The sequence below is a fragment of the Mycobacterium sp. 1482292.6 genome, assembly GCF_001672995.1.
Lineage (GTDB): Bacteria > Actinomycetota > Actinomycetes > Mycobacteriales > Mycobacteriaceae > Mycobacterium > Mycobacterium europaeum_A.
Map to the genome: position 1 here is coordinate 18,365 of NZ_LZKV01000193.1, position 19,758 is coordinate 38,122.

Annotated in this window: 18 protein-coding genes and 1 pseudogene; 10 read left to right on the forward strand and 9 right to left on the reverse strand. The window is 69.4% G+C overall.

From position 1 onward, the window contains the following. The first annotated feature begins 59 nt into the window (after positions 1-59). The 3 genes from nusG (at position 60) to rplA (ending at position 2,182) form a co-directional block, all read left to right on the forward strand. Complete coding sequence (nusG, locus tag A5624_RS18780) at positions 60-872, forward strand: transcription termination/antitermination protein NusG (protein ID WP_066869211.1); 813 nt, start codon at positions 60-62, stop codon at positions 870-872. A gap of 47 nt (positions 873-919) precedes the next feature. Beyond that, positions 920-1,348, forward strand: a complete 429-nt coding sequence (gene rplK / locus A5624_RS18785; protein WP_003873569.1) for a 50S ribosomal protein L11 — start codon at positions 920-922, stop codon at positions 1,346-1,348. Positions 1,349-1,474: 126 nt separating this feature from the next. Then, positions 1,475-2,182: a 50S ribosomal protein L1 gene (rplA, locus tag A5624_RS18790; protein ID WP_066869213.1), complete on the forward strand. Its 708-nt coding sequence runs from the start codon at positions 1,475-1,477 to the stop codon at positions 2,180-2,182. Positions 2,183-2,193: 11 nt separating this feature from the next. On the opposite strand, the gene A5624_RS18795 is transcribed toward rplA, so the two are convergent. From A5624_RS18795 to A5624_RS18830, 8 genes are all read right to left on the reverse strand, one after another. Beyond that, on the reverse strand, positions 2,194-3,411 hold the full coding sequence (locus A5624_RS18795) for an RNA polymerase sigma factor (protein WP_066869216.1): 1,218 nt from the start codon (positions 3,409-3,411) through the stop codon (positions 2,194-2,196). A 3-nt stretch (positions 3,412-3,414) separates the two neighbouring features. After that, a complete protein-coding gene (locus tag A5624_RS18800) occupies positions 3,415-4,113 on the reverse strand; it encodes a YciI family protein (protein WP_066869219.1) in 699 nt (232 codons plus the stop codon). Positions 4,114-4,215: 102 nt separating this feature from the next. Next, complete coding sequence (mmaA4, locus tag A5624_RS18805; protein ID WP_066869222.1) at positions 4,216-5,112, reverse strand: hydroxymycolate synthase MmaA4; 897 nt, start codon at positions 5,110-5,112, stop codon at positions 4,216-4,218. A gap of 236 nt (positions 5,113-5,348) precedes the next feature. Continuing rightward, positions 5,349-6,209 (reverse strand): cyclopropane mycolic acid synthase family methyltransferase, encoded by an 861-nt coding sequence (locus A5624_RS18810; protein ID WP_066869225.1) that lies wholly within the window; start codon positions 6,207-6,209, stop codon positions 5,349-5,351. 88 nt (positions 6,210-6,297) lie between these two features. Continuing rightward, positions 6,298-7,146 (reverse strand): alpha/beta fold hydrolase, encoded by an 849-nt coding sequence (locus A5624_RS18815; RefSeq protein WP_369827497.1) that lies wholly within the window; start codon positions 7,144-7,146, stop codon positions 6,298-6,300. A 67-nt stretch (positions 7,147-7,213) separates the two neighbouring features. Further along, the gene (locus A5624_RS18820) at positions 7,214-8,560 is read right to left on the reverse strand and encodes an AarF/ABC1/UbiB kinase family protein (RefSeq protein ID WP_066869230.1); all 1,347 of its coding nucleotides are present in this window, start codon (positions 8,558-8,560) and stop codon (positions 7,214-7,216) included. Positions 8,561-8,601: 41 nt separating this feature from the next. Continuing rightward, on the reverse strand, positions 8,602-9,195 hold the full coding sequence (locus tag A5624_RS18825) for a DinB family protein (protein ID WP_066869485.1): 594 nt from the start codon (positions 9,193-9,195) through the stop codon (positions 8,602-8,604). A 22-nt stretch (positions 9,196-9,217) separates the two neighbouring features. After that, positions 9,218-9,739 (reverse strand): DinB family protein, encoded by a 522-nt coding sequence (locus A5624_RS18830; RefSeq protein ID WP_066869233.1) that lies wholly within the window; start codon positions 9,737-9,739, stop codon positions 9,218-9,220. A gap of 45 nt (positions 9,740-9,784) precedes the next feature. Here A5624_RS18830 and A5624_RS18835 point away from each other — a divergent pair, with 45 nt between their 5' ends. The 6 genes and pseudogenes from A5624_RS18835 (at position 9,785) to rplL (ending at position 17,331) form a co-directional block, all read left to right on the forward strand. Further along, positions 9,785-13,954, forward strand: a complete 4,170-nt coding sequence (locus tag A5624_RS18835; RefSeq protein ID WP_066869236.1) for an NEW3 domain-containing protein — start codon at positions 9,785-9,787, stop codon at positions 13,952-13,954. Positions 13,955-13,964: 10 nt separating this feature from the next. Next, positions 13,965-14,625 (forward strand): annotated as a pseudogene (locus A5624_RS18840) (malonyl CoA-ACP transacylase). A 5-nt stretch (positions 14,626-14,630) separates the two neighbouring features. After that, positions 14,631-15,548: an ROK family protein gene (locus tag A5624_RS18845; RefSeq protein WP_066869243.1), complete on the forward strand. Its 918-nt coding sequence runs from the start codon at positions 14,631-14,633 to the stop codon at positions 15,546-15,548. Positions 15,549-15,580: 32 nt separating this feature from the next. Further along, positions 15,581-16,021 carry a DUF1772 domain-containing protein gene (locus tag A5624_RS18850; RefSeq protein WP_066869246.1) on the forward strand — a complete coding sequence of 147 codons (441 nt, stop codon included), beginning with the start codon at positions 15,581-15,583 and terminating at the stop codon, positions 16,019-16,021. Between the two features lie 249 nt (positions 16,022-16,270). Further along, positions 16,271-16,891 (forward strand): 50S ribosomal protein L10, encoded by a 621-nt coding sequence (gene rplJ, locus A5624_RS18855; protein WP_066869251.1) that lies wholly within the window; start codon positions 16,271-16,273, stop codon positions 16,889-16,891. A gap of 44 nt (positions 16,892-16,935) precedes the next feature. Continuing rightward, on the forward strand, positions 16,936-17,331 hold the full coding sequence (gene rplL, locus A5624_RS18860; protein ID WP_066869254.1) for a 50S ribosomal protein L7/L12: 396 nt from the start codon (positions 16,936-16,938) through the stop codon (positions 17,329-17,331). 50 nt (positions 17,332-17,381) lie between these two features. Here rplL and A5624_RS18865 read toward each other — a convergent pair whose 3' ends face one another. Continuing rightward, on the reverse strand, positions 17,382-18,059 hold the full coding sequence (locus A5624_RS18865; RefSeq protein WP_066869257.1) for a TetR/AcrR family transcriptional regulator: 678 nt from the start codon (positions 18,057-18,059) through the stop codon (positions 17,382-17,384). 71 nt (positions 18,060-18,130) lie between these two features. On the opposite strand from A5624_RS18865, the gene A5624_RS18870 reads away from it, so the two are divergent. Continuing rightward, positions 18,131-19,648 (forward strand): carotenoid oxygenase family protein, encoded by a 1,518-nt coding sequence (locus tag A5624_RS18870; protein WP_066869260.1) that lies wholly within the window; start codon positions 18,131-18,133, stop codon positions 19,646-19,648. The last annotated feature ends 110 nt before the right edge of the window (positions 19,649-19,758 follow it).

Below are 19,758 nucleotides of genomic sequence, written 5' to 3' on the forward strand. Positions count from 1 at the left end.
GAGTGACGCCGCTTTTGAATGTGACGCCGCTTTTGAATGTGACAGAGAGGACTCAAACCGTGACTACCTTCGACGGTGACCCGTCCGCGGGTGAAGCGGTCGACCTGAAAGGGACCGACGAGGCCGCCGAGGCGCAGGCCACGGACACCTCTGCGGCCGCCGAGGTCACCGAGGCGACCGCGGACCAGGCTGTCGACGAGACGGCCGAGGCCGCCGAGGCGCCCGAGGAGCCGGCCGAGGACGAGGACGTCGACCCCGCCGTCGCGCTCAAGGCCGAACTGCGCTCCAAGCCCGGCGACTGGTATGTCATCCACTCCTATGCGGGCTACGAGAACAAGGTCAAAGCCAACCTCGAAACCCGTGTGCAGAACCTCGACGTCGGCGACTACATCTTCCAGGTGGAGGTGCCCACCGAAGAGGTCACCGAGATCAAGAACGGCCAGCGCAAGCAGGTCAACCGCAAGGTGCTGCCCGGCTACATCCTGGTGCGCATGGACCTGACCGACGACTCGTGGGCCGCGGTGCGCAACACCCCCGGCGTCACCGGGTTCGTCGGGGCCACCTCGCGTCCGTCGGCGCTGACCCTCGACGACGTGGTCAAGTTCCTGCTGCCGCGCGGCGCGACGAAGAAGGCCGCCAAGGGTGCGGCCACCACGGCGGCCGCCGCCGAGGTCGGCGGGCTGGAACGTCCGGCCATCGAGGTCGACTACGAGGTCGGCGAATCGGTGACGGTCATGGACGGCCCGTTCGCGACGCTGCCCGCCACGATCAGCGAGGTCAACGGCGAACAGCAGAAGCTCAAGGTGCTGGTGTCCATCTTCGGCCGCGAAACCCCGGTCGAATTGACCTTCAGCCAAGTCTCCAAGCTCTAACCGGCGCATACGCCGGGCGTAAAACCAGGAAGGAACAGCACAATCTCATGGCCCCGAAGAAGAAAGTCGTCGGGCTGATCAAGCTTCAGATCCAGGCGGGGCAGGCCAACCCGGCGCCGCCGGTCGGGCCCGCGCTCGGTCAGCACGGCGTCAACATCATGGAGTTCTGCAAGGCGTACAACGCCGCCACGGAGAACCAGCGCGGCCAGGTCATCCCGGTGGAAATCACGGTCTACGAGGACCGCAGCTTCACCTTCGCGCTCAAGACGCCGCCCGCCGCCAAGCTGTTGCTCAAGGCCGCCGGCGTGGGCAAGGGATCGGCCGAGCCGCACAAGAACAAGGTCGCCAAGGTCAGCTGGGATCAGGTCAAGGAGATCGCCGAGACCAAGAAGGCCGACCTGAACGCCAACGACATCGACGCGGCCGCCAAGATCATCGCCGGCACCGCCCGGTCGATGGGTATCACCGTCGAGTAACACCCGCACCACCACCGTGGGAGGGCCAGCTTCGGCCCGCCGTCGGACGACGATGCAGGCCGGCAACGGCCTGAGGAGGAGTCCGACACCAGACAACCACGACCCAACATCGGATTGGATGAATCAATGAGCAAGAACAGCAAGGCATATCGCGCCGCCGCCGAGAAGGTGGACCGCGACAACCTCTACACCCCGCTGGAGGCGGCCAAGCTCGCCAAGGAGACGTCGTCGAGCAAGCAGGACTCGACCGTCGAGGTGGCGATCCGGCTGGGCGTCGACCCCCGCAAGGCCGACCAGATGGTCCGCGGCACGGTCAACCTGCCGCACGGCACCGGTAAGACCGCCCGCGTCGCGGTGTTCGCGGTCGGCGACAAGGCCGAGCAGGCGCAGGCCGCCGGCGCCGACATCGTCGGCAGCGACGACCTGATCGAGAAGATCCAGGGCGGCTGGCTGGAATTCGACGCCGCGATCGCGACCCCGGACCAGATGGCCAAGGTGGGTCGCATCGCCCGGGTGCTCGGCCCCCGCGGCCTGATGCCGAACCCCAAGACCGGCACCGTGACCCCCGATGTCGCCAAGGCCGTGGCCGACATCAAGGGCGGAAAGATCAACTTCCGGGTGGACAAGCAGGCCAACCTGCACTTCGTCATCGGCAAGGCCTCGTTCGACGAGAAGGCGCTGGCCGAGAACTACGGCGCCGCGCTGGACGAGGTGCTGCGGCTCAAGCCGTCCGCGTCCAAGGGCCGCTACCTGAAGAAGATCGTGGTCTCGACGACGACCGGCCCGGGTATCCCGGTGGACCCCGCCGTCACCCGCAACTTCGCGGAGTCCTGAGCCCGGGCGGGCTATCCGCCGCACTCGACGATGCGCCGCCGCAGAAACTCGCGGCCCGGGTCGGATCCGTTGGACTCCAACGCGGCTCGATACCAGGGCAGCGCGTCGGCGGGCCTGCCGGCGCGCCGCAGCAGGTCGGCGCGCACGGTCGCGCTCAGATTGGTGCGGGTTAGCCGCGGGTCGTGTGCTACCTCGTCCAGGGCGGCCAGGCCGGCGTCGGGGCCGTCGCGGAATCCCAGGGCCAGCGCCCGGTTGGCGGCCACCACCGGCGAGTTGGTCAGCGCGAGCAGCCGGTCGTAGGCGGCGCAGATGGTGACCCAGTCGGTCTGCTCCCAGGACGGCGCCGTGGCGTGCAGCGCCGCGATCACCGCCTGGGGCAGATAGGGGCCCGTCGAGCCCTCGGCGTGACGCAACCGCTCGAGACCGCGCGCGATGCGGCCCCGGTCCCACCGGCGCCGGTCCTGGTCCTCGAGCGGCACCAGCATGCCGGCCTCGTCCACCCGGGTGGCGCGCCGCGAATCGTGCAGCAGCATCAGCGCGGACAAGGCGTGCGCCTCCGGCTCGTCGGGCAGCAGCACGCACAACTCCCCGCCCAGCCGGATCCCTTCGTCGCACAGGTCGTCGCGGACGGCCGAGGGGCCCGCGGTCGACCAATAGCCCTCGGTGAAAACCGAATAGACGCAACCGAACACGTGCGGTGTGCGCTCGGGCAGCAACTCGGGGGGCGGCACCCGCAGCGGGATGTTGGCGTGCCGAATCTTGTTCTTGGCGCGCGTGATCCGCTGCCCGATCGCCGTCTCGGTCTGCAGCAGCGCGCGGGCGATCTCGCCGACGGTCAAACCCGACACCAGCCGCAGCGTCAGCGCCAATTGCGACTGTCGGTCCAGCGCCGGGTGAGCGCAGGTGAACATCATCCGCAGCTCGTCGTCGCGAACCGGATGCGGTTCGGTGTGATCGGTGCGGGTCCGAATATCGTCGACCACCGCCGCCAATTCCTTTCCGGGACGCGCGGATTCGCGGCGCAGCCGGTCCCGGGCGCGGTTACGGCCGACGGTCACCAGCCATCCACCGGGGTTGGCGGGCACCCCGTCGCGCGGCCAGGTGCGCAACGCTTCGGCGCAGGCCTCCTGGACGGCGTCCTCGGCGACGGTGAGGTCACCCGACCACCGCGCGAGCGCGGCCACGGCCGGTCCCCATTCCCGGCGGAAGACGCCGTCCAGGTCGGCCATCGGCTACAGGCCGGAGACGCCCGCCAGCTGGCGCAGTTGCACGGTCGAGGCGGGAATCATCGAGGCGATCTTGACGGCCTCGTCGCGATCGGTGGCGCTGAGCAGATAGATGCCGGTGGCGATCTCGGCGCCCTCGACGTAGGGCCCGTCGGTGATGAGGACCTCGCCGTCGCGCACCCGAACCGTCGTCGCCGTGGACCGGTCGTGCAGGGCCGCACCGCCGATCACGTGATCGCCGGCGGCGGCGTGCAGGTCCGCGTGCTTGGCGGCCGTCGCCTCCCACTCCGGCGTGCCCGGGGTGTGTGCCGATTCGGCCGGCTCCAACAACAGCGCGAGCCAGTCGTTGCCGGTCAGCTTGCGCGACGGCTCGATCGAGTGGACCACCGGCCACAGCTCGACCGCCCCGAATGCGGCCACCGGGACGTCGCGGGCCAGCGCGAGCGCCTCGTCCAAATTTTCCGCTTCGAAGACGTAGTAGCCGCAGGCCACCTCGGCGGTCTCCGCGAAGGGGCCGTCGGTGACCACCGGCGCGTCCGGACCGCCGGTGACCACCACCGCGGCCGCGGCCGGGGCCAGCGCGTCACCGGCTTTGATGGCCGAGCCGGCTTTTTCGTGAAAGCTCTCGAAGGCCGCCATCGCGGTGGCGGCATCGTCGGGCGCACGGTCCTGCTCCTTGCTGATCAACAAGGCGAAGTACTGCATGGTCGTCACCTCCGGTAGTGAGCGAAGCCCTGTGCTCCACTCTCTACCTACTCGACGAACCGCGCAGTGCCAATCCGACAGGCGCGCAGATGTCAGGCCGGACTAGTTGGAGGCACCCGGCTTGAGGTAGGTGACCAGGCTGACGTCGAGCATCTCGTCGGCGAAGTAGTGCTCGCAGCCGCGCAGGTACTTGATGTAGCGGTTGTACACCTCTTCGGAGGTGACCTCGATGGCCTTGTCCCGGTTCGACTCCAGTGTGTCGCCCCAGATGTGCAGCGTCTTGATGTAGTGCGGCCGCAGCGAAAGCGGTTCGGGCACAACAAATCCGGCCTTCTCGCCATGATCGACCATCATCTGGGTGGACGGCAGCCGGCCGCCCGGGAAGATCTCGGTGACGATGAACTTGATGAACCGCGCCGTCTCGAACGTCAGCTTCTTGCCACGGGCGTGCAGGTCGCTGGGGTGGTAACTGACGCTGCTCTGGACGGTCATCCGGCCGTCGTCGGGCATGATGTCGAACGTCCGCTTGAAGAAGTCGTCGTAGTTCTCGTGGCCGAAGTGCTCGAAGGCCTCGATCGACACGATGCGGTCGACGGGCTCGTTGAAGTCCTCCCAGTTCTGCAGGCGAACCTCCCGCGAGCGGTCGCTGTCGACTGAACCGAGCAGCGCCTCGGCGCGGGCGTGCTGGTTCTTCGACAGCGTCAGGCCGATGACGTTGACGTCGAACCGCTCGACGGCGCGCTTCATGGTGGTGCCCCACCCGCAGCCGATGTCCAGCAGGGTCATGCCCGGCTTGAGGTCCAGCTTGTCCAGGTTCAGGTCGATCTTGGCGTACTGGGCCTCTTCCAGGCTCATGTCGTCGCGCTCGAAGTACGCGCAGCTGTAGATCCGGGACGGATCCTGGAACAGGCCGAAGAAGTCGTCGGAGACGTCGTAATGCGCCTGGATGTCCTCCGAACGCGTGCGCGTCTTCGTCGGGCTAGTCGGTTGCTCAGCCATTTTCGTCCTGTTCTCCTGGATGAGATCCACTTCCTATGACCCGCGCACCCATCCGAGGGGTCAAGTTTGACCAGCAACGATACCCAACGTCGTGGCGTGCTTCGGCAAGGGTGCAAGTGCGCGTCGCGGAGCCGACCGCGGTTACGAAGTCTACTTTTCCAGGGTGAACTGGTTGACGTCCACCCAGCCGAACCTAAGACGTTGGCCCGGCCGGTCGTGCTGGCCGGGGCCGGCCGCTACTTGGTGAGGGTGTACTGGGCGACGTTGGAGATGCCCTTGCGGAAAAGCTCCGCGCAGCCGGTCAGATAGCGCATGAAGCGGTCGTAGACCTCTTCGGACTGGGTGGCGATGGCGCGGTCGCGATTCGCCTCGAGATTGGCCGCCCACATGTCCAGGGTGCGCGCGTAATGCGGCCGCAGGTATTGGGTGTGTTCGAGCGAGAAACCTGCCTGCTGGGAAAGGTCGACGATATCGGGTTCGCCGCACATCTGCCCGCCCGGGAAAATCTCCTTGCCGAGAAAATGCAGAAAACGCAGGTCGGACATCGTGATTTTGATGCCGACCTCCTTCCAGTGCGACTGCGGATGCGTGAAAATGCTGTGCATCAGCATCCGGCTGCCCTCCGGAAGGGTCTTATATGCCCAATCCCAGAACGCGGGCCAACGTTCCTTTTTGAACGCGTCGAAGGCCTCGAAGCTGACGATCCGGTCGACCTGCTCGTCGAACTCTTCCCACCCCTGCAGCCGGGCCTCGGCCCGCCGGGTTGTCGGGATCGCCGCCAGCCGCGCCTTGGTGCGCGCGTAGTGATTCCGGCTCAGCGTGATGCCAATGACATTGACGTCGTATTTCTCCAGCGCACGGACCACGGCACCGCCCCAGCCGCACCCGACGTCGAGCACCGTCATTCCCGGCTCGAGATTCATCTTGTCCAGGGCCAGATCGATCTTCGCGAGCTGCGCCTCTTCCAGCGTCATGTCGTCGTTCTTGAAGTAGGCGCAGGTGTACACCATGTTCGGGTCCAGGAACAGCGCGAAAAAGTCGTCTGAAATGTCGTAGGTTGCCTGCGACTCTTCGTAATACGGCTTCAGCTTGGCCAATTGAGACACCCACCCTTCTGTGCCAACCGTACAGCCCTGCGACATGGACTGAAAATCGCGGGGATGCGTTTCTACCGAATGATTTTGGCTAACCGGCCCTGTCGAAGTTTTTCGTCAACACGTCGATCACCTGATCCCACAACTGCTGTGGAAGATCATGGCCCATGCCGTCGAATGTCACCAATCGGGCGCCATCGATCGCTCGCGCCACGGCGCGGCCACCGAACGGCCGCATCAGCTTGTCCGCCCGGCCGTGGATCACCACCGTGGGGGCGGTGGTCTGCCGGTTGTAGCGACGCAGGCTGCCGCTGCCCAGCACCGCCCCGAAATGCCTCGCGACGCCCTGCGGGTAGTAGTTGCGGTCGTAGCCCTCGGCGGCCTCGGCGCGGGCCTGCTCTTCGGGCACGCGGTAGCGCGGGCTGCCGATGATGTTGCCGACGCGCACCGCGTTGTCGATGATCACCTCGCGCGGCGAGTCGGGCGGCGGGCCCTTGAGCAGCGCCAGCAACGCACGCGGGGCCGGCGGCGGCAGCAGCGCCGAGTTGTTGCTGGAAAAGATGATCGCGAGGGACTTGGTCCGCTCCCGGAATCGCGCGGCGAAGATCTGCGCGATCATGCCGCCCATCGACGCCCCGACGATGTGGGCGCGGTCGATCCCCAGCTGGTCCAGCACGGCGGCGGCGTCGTCGGCCATGTCCTCGAGCCGGTAGGCCGACCGGCTGGGCAGACCCAGCCAGGACCGCACCAACTTGATCACCAGCGGCTGACCCGAGCTGCGGTGTTGGGTCTTGCTGGACAGGCCGACGTCGCGGTTGTCGTACCGGATGACCCGCAGGCCGTGGCCGACCAGCTTCTCGCAGAACGCGATCCGCCACAGCAGCAGCTGGGCGCCCAGGCCCATGATGAGCAGGACGGGCGGGTCGTCGATGTCGCCCATGTCCTCGTAATACAGCTTCAGATCGCCGGAAATGGCATGCCCCGTGCGGACCTGCACCAGAAAGCTCCTATACCTCGATGTCGGAGGAGTGCTCGCGGCTGACTTCGACCATGAAGTTCGCGAAATAGCCGGTCAGTTGCGGATCCGACATCATCTGCCACTTGGGCGCCAGCAGCTTCATGTACCGCTCGACGTAGAGGAATTGCTTGCCGATCAGCACCAGCTCGCGGGGGAGCTTGACGTCGTAGGCGTCGGCCAGCGCCGACAGCTGCCGGCCGATGTCCGCGTAGGACATGTCGCCCAGGGTCTGCATGGTCAGCGGGGTGGCGAACTTCTCCAAATCCTTGGCGGCCTCGGCCTCCGGCTTCATGGTGCCGACGGCGCCCATCAGCACCACGATCTTGCCCGCCGCTGCGTGGTCCTTCTTGACCAGCAGCGCGTAAACCAGCTCGCGCAGCAACCAGCGGGTGCGGGGATCGATGCGGCCCATGATCCCGAAGTCGAAGAAGACGATGCGACCCTGGTCGTCGACGTAGAGGTTCCCCGCGTGCAGGTCGCCGTGGAACAACCCGTGCCGCAGCCCGCCCTCGAACAGTGAGAACAGCAGCGCCTTCACCAGCTCGGTGCCGTCGAACCCGGCCTTGCGGATGGCGGCGACGTCGTCGATGCGGATCCCGTGCACCCGCTCCATCGTCAGCACCCGGTCGCTGGTGAAGTCCCAGAACACCTGCGGCACCCGGATGTTCTTGCCGAGCGGGGAGGCGTGCAGGTGCGCCACCCACGCCTCCATCGACTGCGCCTCCAGCCGGAAGTTCAGCTCCTCGGCCAGGTTGTCGGAGAAGTCGGCGACCACGTCTTGCGCCGAGAGCCGGCGGCCCAGCTTGGCCAGTTCGACGGCCTGGGCAAAACGCTTGAGGATCTGCAGGTCGGCCGCGACCCGGCGCCGGATGCCCGGGCGCTGGATCTTGACGACGACCTCCTCGCCGGTGTGCAGGGTGGCGTAGTGCACCTGCGCGATCGACGCCGACGCGAACGGCGTCTCGTCCCATTTGGCGAACAACTCGGACGGGTCGCCGCCGAGATCCTCGACGAAAAGCTTGTGCACTTCCTCGGAGTCGGCGGGCGGTACCCGGTCGAGCAGACTGCGGAACTCGCGGGACAGCGATTCGCCGAACGCCCCGGGACTGGACGCGATGATCTGTCCGAATTTGACGTACGTCGGCCCCAGGTCGGCGAAGGTCTGCGGGAGCTGCTTGATCACCTTCTGCTGCCACGGGCCGCGACCCGGCAGCTTGGTGATGATGCGAGCGGCGGTGCGGGTGACCTGCCAACCTGTCACGGCGACCCGGGCCGCTTCGACCGGCAACGGCACCCGGTCGAGCTTGGCCCCCTCTCGGTGTTTGGTAGAGCTCATCAGTGCAGTGTGCCAAATGGGCGCGGATGAGTCCCAATCCTCTAACCCGGGCGCTCACCGCTATCGCCGGGTTTCCAGGGCTGCACCCAGCCCTCGATCGCCCAGCCCTCCCGCGCGGCGATCAGCTCGTACATGGTGGCGCCGTCGATCGTCTCCCGGATGATGTCGGCGTGCCCGGCATGCCGGGCCAGCTCGTTGATCACGTGCAGGATCACCCAGCGCACCGACCAGGCCCGCTGGTCCTTGGGAAACCACGGGATGTCCCGCGGGACGGGCACCGCGGCGTCCAGGTCCGCGGACTCCACCAGCCGCAGCGTCGTCGCGTTCTGGGCCCTGAACGCGTCCAGCAGCCCGGCCAGCGTCTCGTCGGGCCGCATCACGTGCTGATCGGCGAACTCCCTGCTGATCTGCTCGAACGGACGGGGGTCTTTCGGCGGCGCGCCGGGCGCGGCGGCCACCCGCGCCATCCAGGTGCGCTGCATGCCGGTGGCGTGCTTGACCAGCCCGCCGATCGACAGCGCGCTGACCGAGGGTGTAGAGCGGGCCTGATCGTCGGTGAGGCCGTGGCTGACGGCGAAATACGCGCTCTGGTGATAGGCGAGGAATTCGCGCAGGGCGCTGCGTTCGTCGGCCACCGGCGGGGCGAGGGCGGGCATGTCAATCCTTCCTGTTGTGGACGTAAAGGTCGCGCAGGCAAGCAATTTCGGCGCCGTGATGGATCGCTTCTCGATTGATGTGCAAAACCAGCTCGGTCAGCGGGTAGTCGGCGTATGGCCCTTCGGCCGCGCCGCAGCGGCGGGTCAGGTCGGCGGCGGACAGCGAGCGCACGCCGGTGATCCACCTCGCGTACGTCTCGTCGAGCTGCCGCAGCGCGGTGGCGGCCTCGGTCGCATAGTCCCAACTCTGGTAGTCGGCCGGCGGTCCGCCGAAATGGTGATGGGCACGCATCGCGAATACGCCGACGATGACGTGCGCCATGCGCCACGCGATCGTGGTGAACGGTGCCGGGCTGGGCGCCGGGAACGCGAAATCGATCGACCCGTCCGGATGCACGGTCCAGCAGTCGGGCACGGGCTGCCAGAAGTACTCGTCGTCGGTCAGACCGTCCAGGCGCGGGCGCAATTGGTTGTGCCAGTGCCAGTCGAGTTGATCGGCCAGTTGGGTGGTCAAATCCGCCATGACGGTCAGCTTTCCAGCAACCCCGCGTCGCCGTAAGGTGCGGGCATGCAGGTGACTTCGGTGGCCTCGACCGAACTGTTCGTCGGACCGCCGGACACCCCGCTGCAGCTGGTGCGGGTCACCCTCGCGGGGGTGAGCGGGCCGACGTCGGTCCGCATCGACGGGGACGGGCTGACGGGCGAAGCGGTCGCCGATCTCAGCGACAAGGTCGTCGAGGTCCCCGTCACCGTTCACCGTCCCGTCGTCGGGCAACGCCGGCCGGCGCGGGCGCACGTCGGCGGCCAGCGGCTGCCGTTCGAGTTCACCGTGGCCGAGCCCGGCTGGACGATGTTCATGGTCAGCCACTTCCACTACGACCCGGTGTGGTGGAACACCCAGGGCGCCTACACCAGCGAGTGGACCGAGGACCCGCCGGGGCGGGCCCGCCAGCGCAACGGGTTCGACCTGGTGCACGCGCATCTGGAGATGGCCCGCCGCGACCCCGACTACAAGTTCGTGCTGGCCGAGGTCGACTACCTCAAGCCGTACTGGGACACCCGCCCCGAAGACCGGGCCGACCTGCGCCGGTTCATCGACCAGGGCCGCGTCGAGGTGATGGGCGGCACCTACAACGAACCCAATACCAACCTCACCAGCCCGGAAACGACGATTCGCAACCTGGTGCACGGCATGGGTTTTCAGCGCCACGTCGTCGGGGCTGACCCGGCGACCGCCTGGCAGCTGGACGTGTTCGGCCACGACCCGCAGTTCCCGGGCATGGCCGCCGATGCCGGGCTGACGTCGAGTTCGTGGGCCAGGGGACCGCACCACCAGTGGGGTCCCGCGCTGGGCGACGGCGACGTGGAGCGCATGCAGTTCGCCAGCGAGTTCGAATGGATCTCGCCGTCGGGCCGCGGGCTGCTCACCCACTACATGCCGGCGCACTATTCGGCGGGGTGGTGGATGGACTCCGCGGCGTCGCTGGGCGAGGCCGAGGAGGCCACGTGCGAGCTCTTCGACCAGCTCAAGAAGGTCGCGTTGACCCGCAACGTGTTGCTGCCGGTCGGCACCGACTACACCCCGCCCAACAAGTGGGTCACCGAGATCCACCGCGACTGGGCCGCCCGCTACACGTGGCCGCGGTTCGTGTGCGCGCTGCCCAGCGAGTTCTTTGCGGCGGTGCGCGCCGAGCTGGCGCGGCGCGACTGCGTGCCGTCGCCGCAAACCCGGGACATGAACCCGATCTACACCGGCAAGGACGTGTCCTACATCGACACCAAGCAGGCCAACCGGGCCGCCGAGAACGCCGTCTTGGCGGCCGAGCGTTTCGCGGTCTTCGCCGGGCTGCTGACCGGCGCCCCTTACCCGCAGGCCGCGCTGGCCAAGGCGTGGGTGCAGCTGGCCTACGGCGCGCACCACGACGCCATCACCGGGTCGGAATCCGACCAGGTGTACCTGGACCTGCTGACCGGGTGGCGCGACGCCTGGGAGCTGGGCCGCGCGGCCCGCGACAGCTCGCTGGCCCTGCTGTCCGGCGCCGTGGGCGGGGGCGACGTGATCGTGTGGAATCCGCTGAGCTGTCCGCGCACCGACGTCGTCACCGCCCACCTCGACCGGCCGGTCGGCGCCGGGGTCCGGGTGCTCGACGCCGACGGTGCCGAGCTGGCGGCGCACGTCGAGCACGGCGGACGGTCGGTCAGCTGGTTGGCCGGCGAGGTGCCGTCGCTGGGTTGGCGGGCCTACCGGCTGGTCCCCGGCGAAGGCGGCGAACCGGCCGGCTGGGAACCGGTGCCGGGAACGGCGATCCGCAACGAGCACTACCGGATCGAGGTCGACCCGGTGCGGGGCGGGGGCGTCGCCTCGCTGATCCAGGACGGGCGCGAGCTGATGGCAGCCGGGCGGGTGGGCAACGAGCTCGCCGTCTACGAGGAATACCCGGCGCACCCGAGCCAGGGCGAGGGCCCGTGGCATCTGCTGCCCAAGGGGCCGATGGTGTGCTCGTCGGAAGGCCCCGCAGACGTGCGGGCCTGGCACGGGCCGCTGGGTCAGCGGCTGGTGGTGCGGGGCCGGATCGGGTCGCTGCTGCGCTACACCCAAACCCTGACGTTGTGGCGCGGGGTCGCGCGGGTGGACTGCCGCACCACGATCGACGAGTTCACCGGCGCCGACCAGTTGGTGCGGCTGCGCTGGCCGTGCCCGGTGCCGGGCGCCATGCCGATCAGCGAGGTGGGCGACGCCGTCATCGGCCGCGGTTTCGCCCTGCTGCACGACGGATCGCGCGCCATGGACACCGCCCAGCACCTGTGGACCCTGGACAACCCGGCGTACGGCTGGTTCGGCCTGTCCTCGGCGGCCCGGGTCCGAATCTCGGGCGCCGATGTGCGGGCGATAGCGGTCGCCGAGGTGGTGTCGCCGACGGAGACGGTGTCGGGGCCGCTGGCCCGGGAGTTGATGGTCGCGCTGGTCCGCGCCGGCGTCACGGCCACCTGCGGCGGCGCCGACAAGCCGCGCTACGGCAACCTCGCAGTCGATTCCAACCTGCCCGACGCGCGCATCGCCCTGGGCGGGCCCGGCCGCAACGCCTTCGCCGCGGCCGTGTTGGCCGAGGCCCCGGCGCACGCCGAGGAGCTGGACCGCCAGTTGGCGACGACCGGCCGGGCCCTCGTGTGGGTGCCCGCCGAGACGCCGCTGGACGCGGTGTGGGTGCCCGACGCCGACCTGCGTCCGCCGCGGGCGTTGCCGGTGCTGATCATCGACGGCCGCGACGACGACCAGCTACGGGCCGCGATCGCCGCGGTGGTCGACGACCTCGGCGACGCCGAGATCGCCGTCGCTCAGCAGGCGCCGGCAGAAACGGGCGCTTTCGAGGACCGCACCGTCGCCCTGCTCAACCGCGGGGTGCCCAGCTTCGCCGTCGACACCGAGGGCACCCTGCACACCGCGCTGATGCGGTCCTGCACCGGCTGGCCGTCGGGCATCTGGATCGACGACCCGCGCCGCACCGCGCCGGACGGCTCCAACTTCCAACTGCAGCACTGGACGCACCACTTCGACTACGCGTTGGTCAGCGCGGCGGGTGACTGGCGGCGCGCCCGGATCGCCACCCACAGTGCGCAGTTCTCCCAGCCGCTGCTCGCCGTCACGCCGGACCGCCGCGGGGGCGCGCTCCCGCCGGCCGGGTCGCTGCTGCGGGTCGAGCCCGCCGAATCGGTACAGCTGGCCGCCCTCAAGGTGGCCGGCAATCCGCTGACCGCGGGCAGCGCGGCGCCGCTGGACCCGAACGCGGTCGCCCTGCGCCTGGTGGAGACCACCGGCGCGGGCACGCCCGTCGTTCTCGAGTCCGCCGTCGCGACGCTGACCGGCCTGCACCGCGCCGACCTGCTGGAATCGCGCGCCGAACCCGTATCGTCGGTCGAGCTGCACGGCTATGAGGTGGCGACCGTGCTGGCCCGGTTCGACGCGTCCCGGGCGGCGACCGGCGCCGCCGCGCCGGCCCCGCACGCCGAGGCCGCGCAGCCGCTGTACGCGCGGTATTGGCTGCACAATCGCGGCCCCGCGCCCCTCGGCGGGCTGCCGGCGGTCGCCCATTTGCACCCGGTGCAGCTGACCGCCCAACCCGGCGACGAGGTGACGCTGCGGCTCACCGCGGCCAGCGACAGCACCGACGCCACCCTTCCCGGCGCCGTCACCCTCAGGTGTCCGGACGGGTGGACGGCCACGCCCGCCCACCTGCCCTTCACCCTGGGCGCCGGCGATCACCTGCACACCGACGTGGCGCTGAGGGTCCCGGCTGGCACCCCACCCGGGCGCTACCCGGTGCGCGCCGAACTGCGCGTCGCCGGCGAAGGCGTCCCGGCCTCCTGGCGACAGCCCGTCGAGGACGTGTGCGTGGTGACGGTGGGCGAGCCCGGCGACCTGATCTTCCTGGGCGGCGGCCCCGCCGAGGTCACGCTCGCACCCGGCGACGCGGGCGACCTGACGGTCACGGTCGGCAGCCACGCCGGGGCCGACCTGGCGCTGGAGGCCCATCTGATCAGCCCGTGGGGCACCTGGGAGTGGATGGGTCCCGCCGCGCTCGGCGCGGTGCTGCCCGCCCGCGGCGCCGTCGACTTAATCTTCCAGCTGACCCCGCCGGCCTGGCTGGCCCCCGGCCAGTGGTGGGCGCTGGTGCGGGTCGGTTGCGCCGGCCGGCTGGTCTACTCGCCGGCGGTGAAGGTGACGGTGACGGTGACATGACAGAGCTGAACTGCCCGACTCCTCCGCACGCCGACTTGCGGCGTGCATCGTCGTCGGGCGAGCATCCGATCGCGACCGTGGCCGGCCTGCCCGTACCGTCGGGCGTGCTCGACGCCGCCGAGGCGCGGCTGCGCGCCGGGCGCGATGCGGCCGCCCTGCCGGTCACCGGCACCAGCGAGGGCCGCCAACTGCGGCGGTGGCTGACCCAGCTGATCGTCACCGAGCGGGTGGTCGCCGTGGAGGCGGCCGCGCGCGGCCTGACCGCGAGCGGCGCCCCATCCGAGGCCGAGCTGCTGCCCGACGTGACCGCCCGGCTGGAGATCGGCAGCGTCGCCGCGGCCGTGCTGGCCGACCCGCGTGCCCGGGCGCTGTTCGCCGATGTCACCGCGGCGGTGCAAGTGGGCGACGCCGAGGTGGCCGCCTACCACGCCCGCAACCCGCTGCGGTTCGCCGCGCCGTTATCGGGCGAACACGGTTGGCGCACACCGGCGCTGGCCGCGCCGCCGCTGGACGAGGTGCGCCCGGCGATCGAAGGGCATCTGCGCGGCGCCGCGCGGCGCCGCGCATTCCGGCTGTGGCTGGACGAGCGGCGCGCCGCGCTGGTGGAGCTGACGCCCGGCTACGAGCATCCCGGTGACCCCCGGCAACCCGACAACACCCACCGGCACTGAGCGCCATGCTCACCCTCGCGCTGGATATCGGCGGCACGAAAATCGCTGCGGGACTGGTGGATTCGGGGGGAAAGCTGGTGTACACCGCCATCCGCCCAACTCCGGTCACGACCGCCCCCGACGACGTCTGGGCCGCCGTCGAAGCGACTATCGCCGACGCCCTGGGGACGGCGGACGCCGCCGTCACCGCGGTGGGGATCGCGTCGGCCGGGCCCATCGATCTGCGCAGCGGATCCGTCAGCCCCATCAACATCGGCAGCTGGGACCGGTTCCCGTTGCGCGACAGGGTCGCCGCGGCGGTGCCCGGACTGCCGGTGGTTCTGGCCGGCGACGGCGTCTGTATGGCGTTGGGGGAGCACTGGATTGGAGCGGGCAAAACGGCGGGGCCCGACGCCCGATTCCTGCTCGGCATGGTGGTCTCCACCGGGGTGGGCGGCGGCCTGGTGTTCGACGGCGTCCCCTACTCGGGGCGCACCGGCAACGCCGGTCACGTCGGGCACGTAGTGGTCGAGCTGGATGGCCGGCCCTGCACCTGCGGCGGGCACGGCTGCGTCGAAACCGTCGCGTCCGGGCCGTGGATGGTGCGCTGGGCGCGGGAAAACGGATGGTCCGCGCCGGCCGGCGCCGGCGCGAGCGACCTGGCCGCCGCCGCGGCATCAGACCCGTTGGCGCAGCGGGCGTTTCAGCGCGGAGCCAACGCGCTTGCCGCGATGATCGCCTCCGTCGGTGCGGTGTGCGATCTGGACCTGGTGGTGATCGGGGGAGGCGTCGCCAGATCCGGGCCGCTGCTCTTCGACCCGCTGCGCGCGAAGCTCGCCGAATACGCCGGCCTGGACTTCTTGTCCGGGCTGCGGGTGGTGCCGGGGGAACTCGGCGGTGCGGCCGGTCTGATCGGCGCCGCCCGGCTCGCGGGCCTCGGCTGACCCCACGCGGGTTTCATGCCAAGGTCATTGTCATGAACCACAGCATCGACGCCCTCGCGGTCGTGGTCACCGGGCTGCTGGTCGGTGTGGAGCTGGCGGTCGCGGTGTTCTTCCACCCGCTGATCGCCCGGCTGCCCGACGACGCCTTCCGGGCGGCGCGCGGCGGCGCCGGCCGGGCGCTGGGCACGACGATGCCCTTCTGGTACGCCATCGTCCTGCTGCTGTTGGTGTCGCTCGCGGTCCAGGAGCGCGGCGCCCCACGCGATTGGCTCTGCGGCGTCGCCGCGGGCCTGATGGCCGTGGTGGTGTTGTCGACGGTCGCCCTGCTGGTGCCGATCAACAACCGCATCGCGAAGTGGCCCAGCACCGGTGAGCTCTCGCGTGAGCTCGCCGCCCGCTGGGATCGCCGGCACCGCGTGCGGGTGATCCTGCTGCTGGCGGTGTTCGTGCTGCTGGCCCTCGCCGTCACCTGAGTCCGCCGTTTTGGCTGACCGCGCCAGGTCGCGCTATTCTGTTGGCCGATCCACCGAAGACCGTCGGTCACCGAGCAATCGGTTGAAGGTCCGGGAGCATCCCGGCGGCCCACGCAGGAGGACGAGGCATCAGCGCCGGCTCGCGCCGGCGCATTTTCACGCCCCGGCCGCTTCTGCGCCGGGGCGTTCGTCGTTCTTGCGGGGGATCGAGACGACACGTCGCATTGACTTTCACTTCAGGAGGTAGGCATGGCCAGGGCTGACAAGGCCACCGCCGTTGCAGACATCGCCGAGCAGTTCAAGGAATCGACCGCGACCCTGATCACGGAATACCGCGGTCTGACCGTCGCCAACCTGGCCGAACTGCGGCGCTCGCTGGGCGGCGCGGCCACCTACTCGGTGGCCAAGAACACGCTGGTCAAGCGGGCGGCCTCGGAGGCCGGGGTCGAGGGGCTCGACGAGCTTTTCGCCGGCCCGACGGCCATCGCCTTCGTCACCGGGGAACCGGTCGACGCCGCCAAGGCGATCAAGACCTTCGCCAAGGAACACAAGGCGCTGGTCATCAAGGGCGGCTACATGGACGGCCGTGCGCTGACGGTCGCCGAAGTCGAGCGCATCGCCGACCTCGAGTCGCGCGAGGTGCTGCTGGCCAAGCTGGCCGGCGCGATGAAGGGCAACCTGGCCAAGGCGGCCGGGCTGTTCAACGCTCCGGCGTCGCAGGTCGCCCGCCTGGCGGCCGCTCTGCAGGAGAAGAAGGCCGCAGAGGGGCCAGCAGCTCCGGCAGAGCCCGCGCCCGCCGCGGAATCCACCCCGGAACCCGCTTCGGAAGCACCCGCTGAGGCGCCGGAAACCCCGGCCGAAGCCGAATAACAACCACCCCGGAACCTGGGAAAAACAAGGAAGGACCCACACCCATGGCAAAGCTGTCCACTGACGACCTGCTCGACGCGTTCAAGGAAATGACCCTGCTCGAGCTCTCCGACTTCGTGAAGAAGTTCGAGGAGACCTTCGAGGTCACCGCGGCCGCCCCCGTCGCCGTTGCCGCCGCCGGCGGTGGCGCCGCCGGTGGCGCGCCCGCCGAGGCCGCCGAGGAGCAGTCGGAGTTCGACGTCATCCTCGAGGCCGCCGGCGACAAGAAGATCGGCGTCATCAAGGTGGTCCGCGAGATCGTCTCCGGCCTGGGCCTCAAGGAGGCCAAGGACCTGGTCGACGGCGCCCCCAAGCCGCTGCTGGAGAAGGTGGCCAAGGAGGCCGCCGACGAGGCCAAGACCAAGCTCGAGGCCGCCGGCGCCACCGTCACCGTCAAGTAAGTCACTGCGCACCAAACCCCCGGGATGGCGATCCCGGGGGTTTCGTGCGCTCAGCGCCCCTGCATCGCCGTGTGCAGCGAGCGGGTAACCCGCTCCGGTGAATCACCAAGGGCGACAAGCAGGTTCGACGTCATCGAGCCGAGCACCGGCACGACGGCCGAGCTGTCAGCGCCGTAATAGCCGGCCAGCTCCAGCATGACGAACCCGTGGATCAACGCCCAGAACTGGGCCGCGGTGGCCACCACGGACGCGTCGTCGGTCGCGGCGCCGGCGGCGATCCGGCCGGCCACCATGCAGCGGTGCACTCCGCGCACCACGTGCGCGAAGCTCGGGTAGTCCCGCTCGATCTCGGCGACGGTCAGCGTCAGGACGTTGTGGGCGGGTGCGTTGATGCCGTGCGCGCTGGTGCTGCCGAACATCAGCCGGTACATGTGCGGGCGCTCGATGGCGTAGCGGCGGTAGGCCGCCCCGATCACGAACAGGTCCGCGACCGGGTCGTCGGTGCGCGGCACCGTCAGCGCGGCGTCGAACTGGCGCAGGCCCTCCTCGGCCACCTCGGCGATGAGCCCGCGCATCCCGCCGAAATGGGTGTAGACCGCCATCGTGGAGGTCCCCGCGGCGCCGGCCACCTTGCGGGTCTGCAGGGCGTCGGGTCCGTCCTCGTCGAGCAGGGCGACCGCCGCGTGCAGCATCCCCTCGCGGACGGTGCGCTGAACGTCTGAAGTCATCGTTGCCATCTTCTCATCGGCGGCGTACCGTGCCAATAACGCTGAAATAACAATGTTATAGGAGCTCAGCCATGGCGACTGCGACACCCGTCAAGCCCGGCAATCCCTACCTCGAGGACTTTCTCGCGCCGGTGCGCACCGAGGTCACCGCGCACGACCTGCGCGTCACCGGGCACATCCCCGACCACCTCGACGGGCGCTACCTGCGCAACGGGCCCAACCCGGTCGCCGAGGTGAACCCGGCCGTCTACCACTGGTTCAGCGGCGACGGCATGGTGCACGGGGTGGCGCTGCGCGGCGGCGAGGCGCGCTGGTATCGCAACCGGTGGGTGCGCACCGCCCACGTCTGCGCCGAACTCGGCGAGCCGGCGCCCAGCGGATTGGACCCGCGGGCGGGCATGCTCTCCGTCGGGCCCAACACCAACGTGCTGAGCCATGCCGGACAAACCCTCGCGCTCGTCGAGGGGGGCGGGGCGAACTACCGCCTGACCGACGAGTTGGACACCGAGGGGCCTTGCGATTTCGACGGGACGTTGTTCGGGGGCTACACCGCACATCCGCACGCCGATCCGCGGACCGGCGAATTGCACGCCGTCTCCTACTCGTTCACCCGCGGGCGCACCGTGCAGTACTCGGTCATCGACACCGCCGGCCGGGCCCGGCGCACGGTGGACATCGAGGTCGGCGGGTCGCCGATGATGCACGACTTCTCGCTGACCGACAAATACGTGGTGATCTACGACCTGCCGGTGACCTTCGACCCCGTGCAGGTGATGCCGACCAACGTGCCGCGCTGGCTGAGTCTGCCGGCCCGGCTGGTGCTGCAGTCGCTCATCGGACGCGTGCGGGTGCCCAACCCGATGACGACCGTGATCAACCGCAATCGCGAGCCGATCAACCGGATGCCCTACCGCTGGAACCCCGACTACCAAGCGCGCATCGGCGTCATGCCGCGCGAGGGCCACGGGAGCAATGCGGGCAAGGATGGCATCCGCTGGTTCGAAATCGAACCCTGCTACGTCTACCACCCGCTCAACGCCTACTCCGAGATGCGTGCTGGCGCAGAGGTTCTGGTGCTCGACGTGGTGCGCTACTCGCGGATGTTCGACCGCGACCTGCGCGGTCCCGGCGACAGCCTGCCGACGCTGGACCGCTGGACCGTCAACCTGGCCACCGGGGCGGTCACCAGCGAGCGCCGCGACGATCGTCCACAGGAATTCCCACGGATCAACGAGTCGCTGTTGGGTGGGCGGCACCGGTACGGCTACACCATCGGCACCGAGGGCGGTTACCTGTCCGGCGGGGCGGCCGAGATGACCACCGCACTGTACAAACACGACTACGCCACGGGTTCTTGCGCGGCCGCCGGCCTGGATGCCGGTCTTTTGCTCGGCGAGATGTCCTTTGTGCCCAATCCCACACCCCGCGCCGAGGATGACGGCATCCTGATCGGCTTCGGCTATCACCGCGAGCACGACGAGGGCCAACTGCTCTTGCTGGACGCGCAGACGCTCGAGCAGGTCGCCACCGTGCACCTGCCGCAGCGGGTGCCGATGGGCTTCCACGGCAACTGGGCGCCCACTGGCTAACGTTTGGCTAACACGTGCGTCAAATAAGTTGTGCCATCGGGGCTTCCGGCTGATCTCAGGACGGCCAATTTTTCCCGGCAGTGCTCCGCATCCCTGATGCCGTGTGGCAG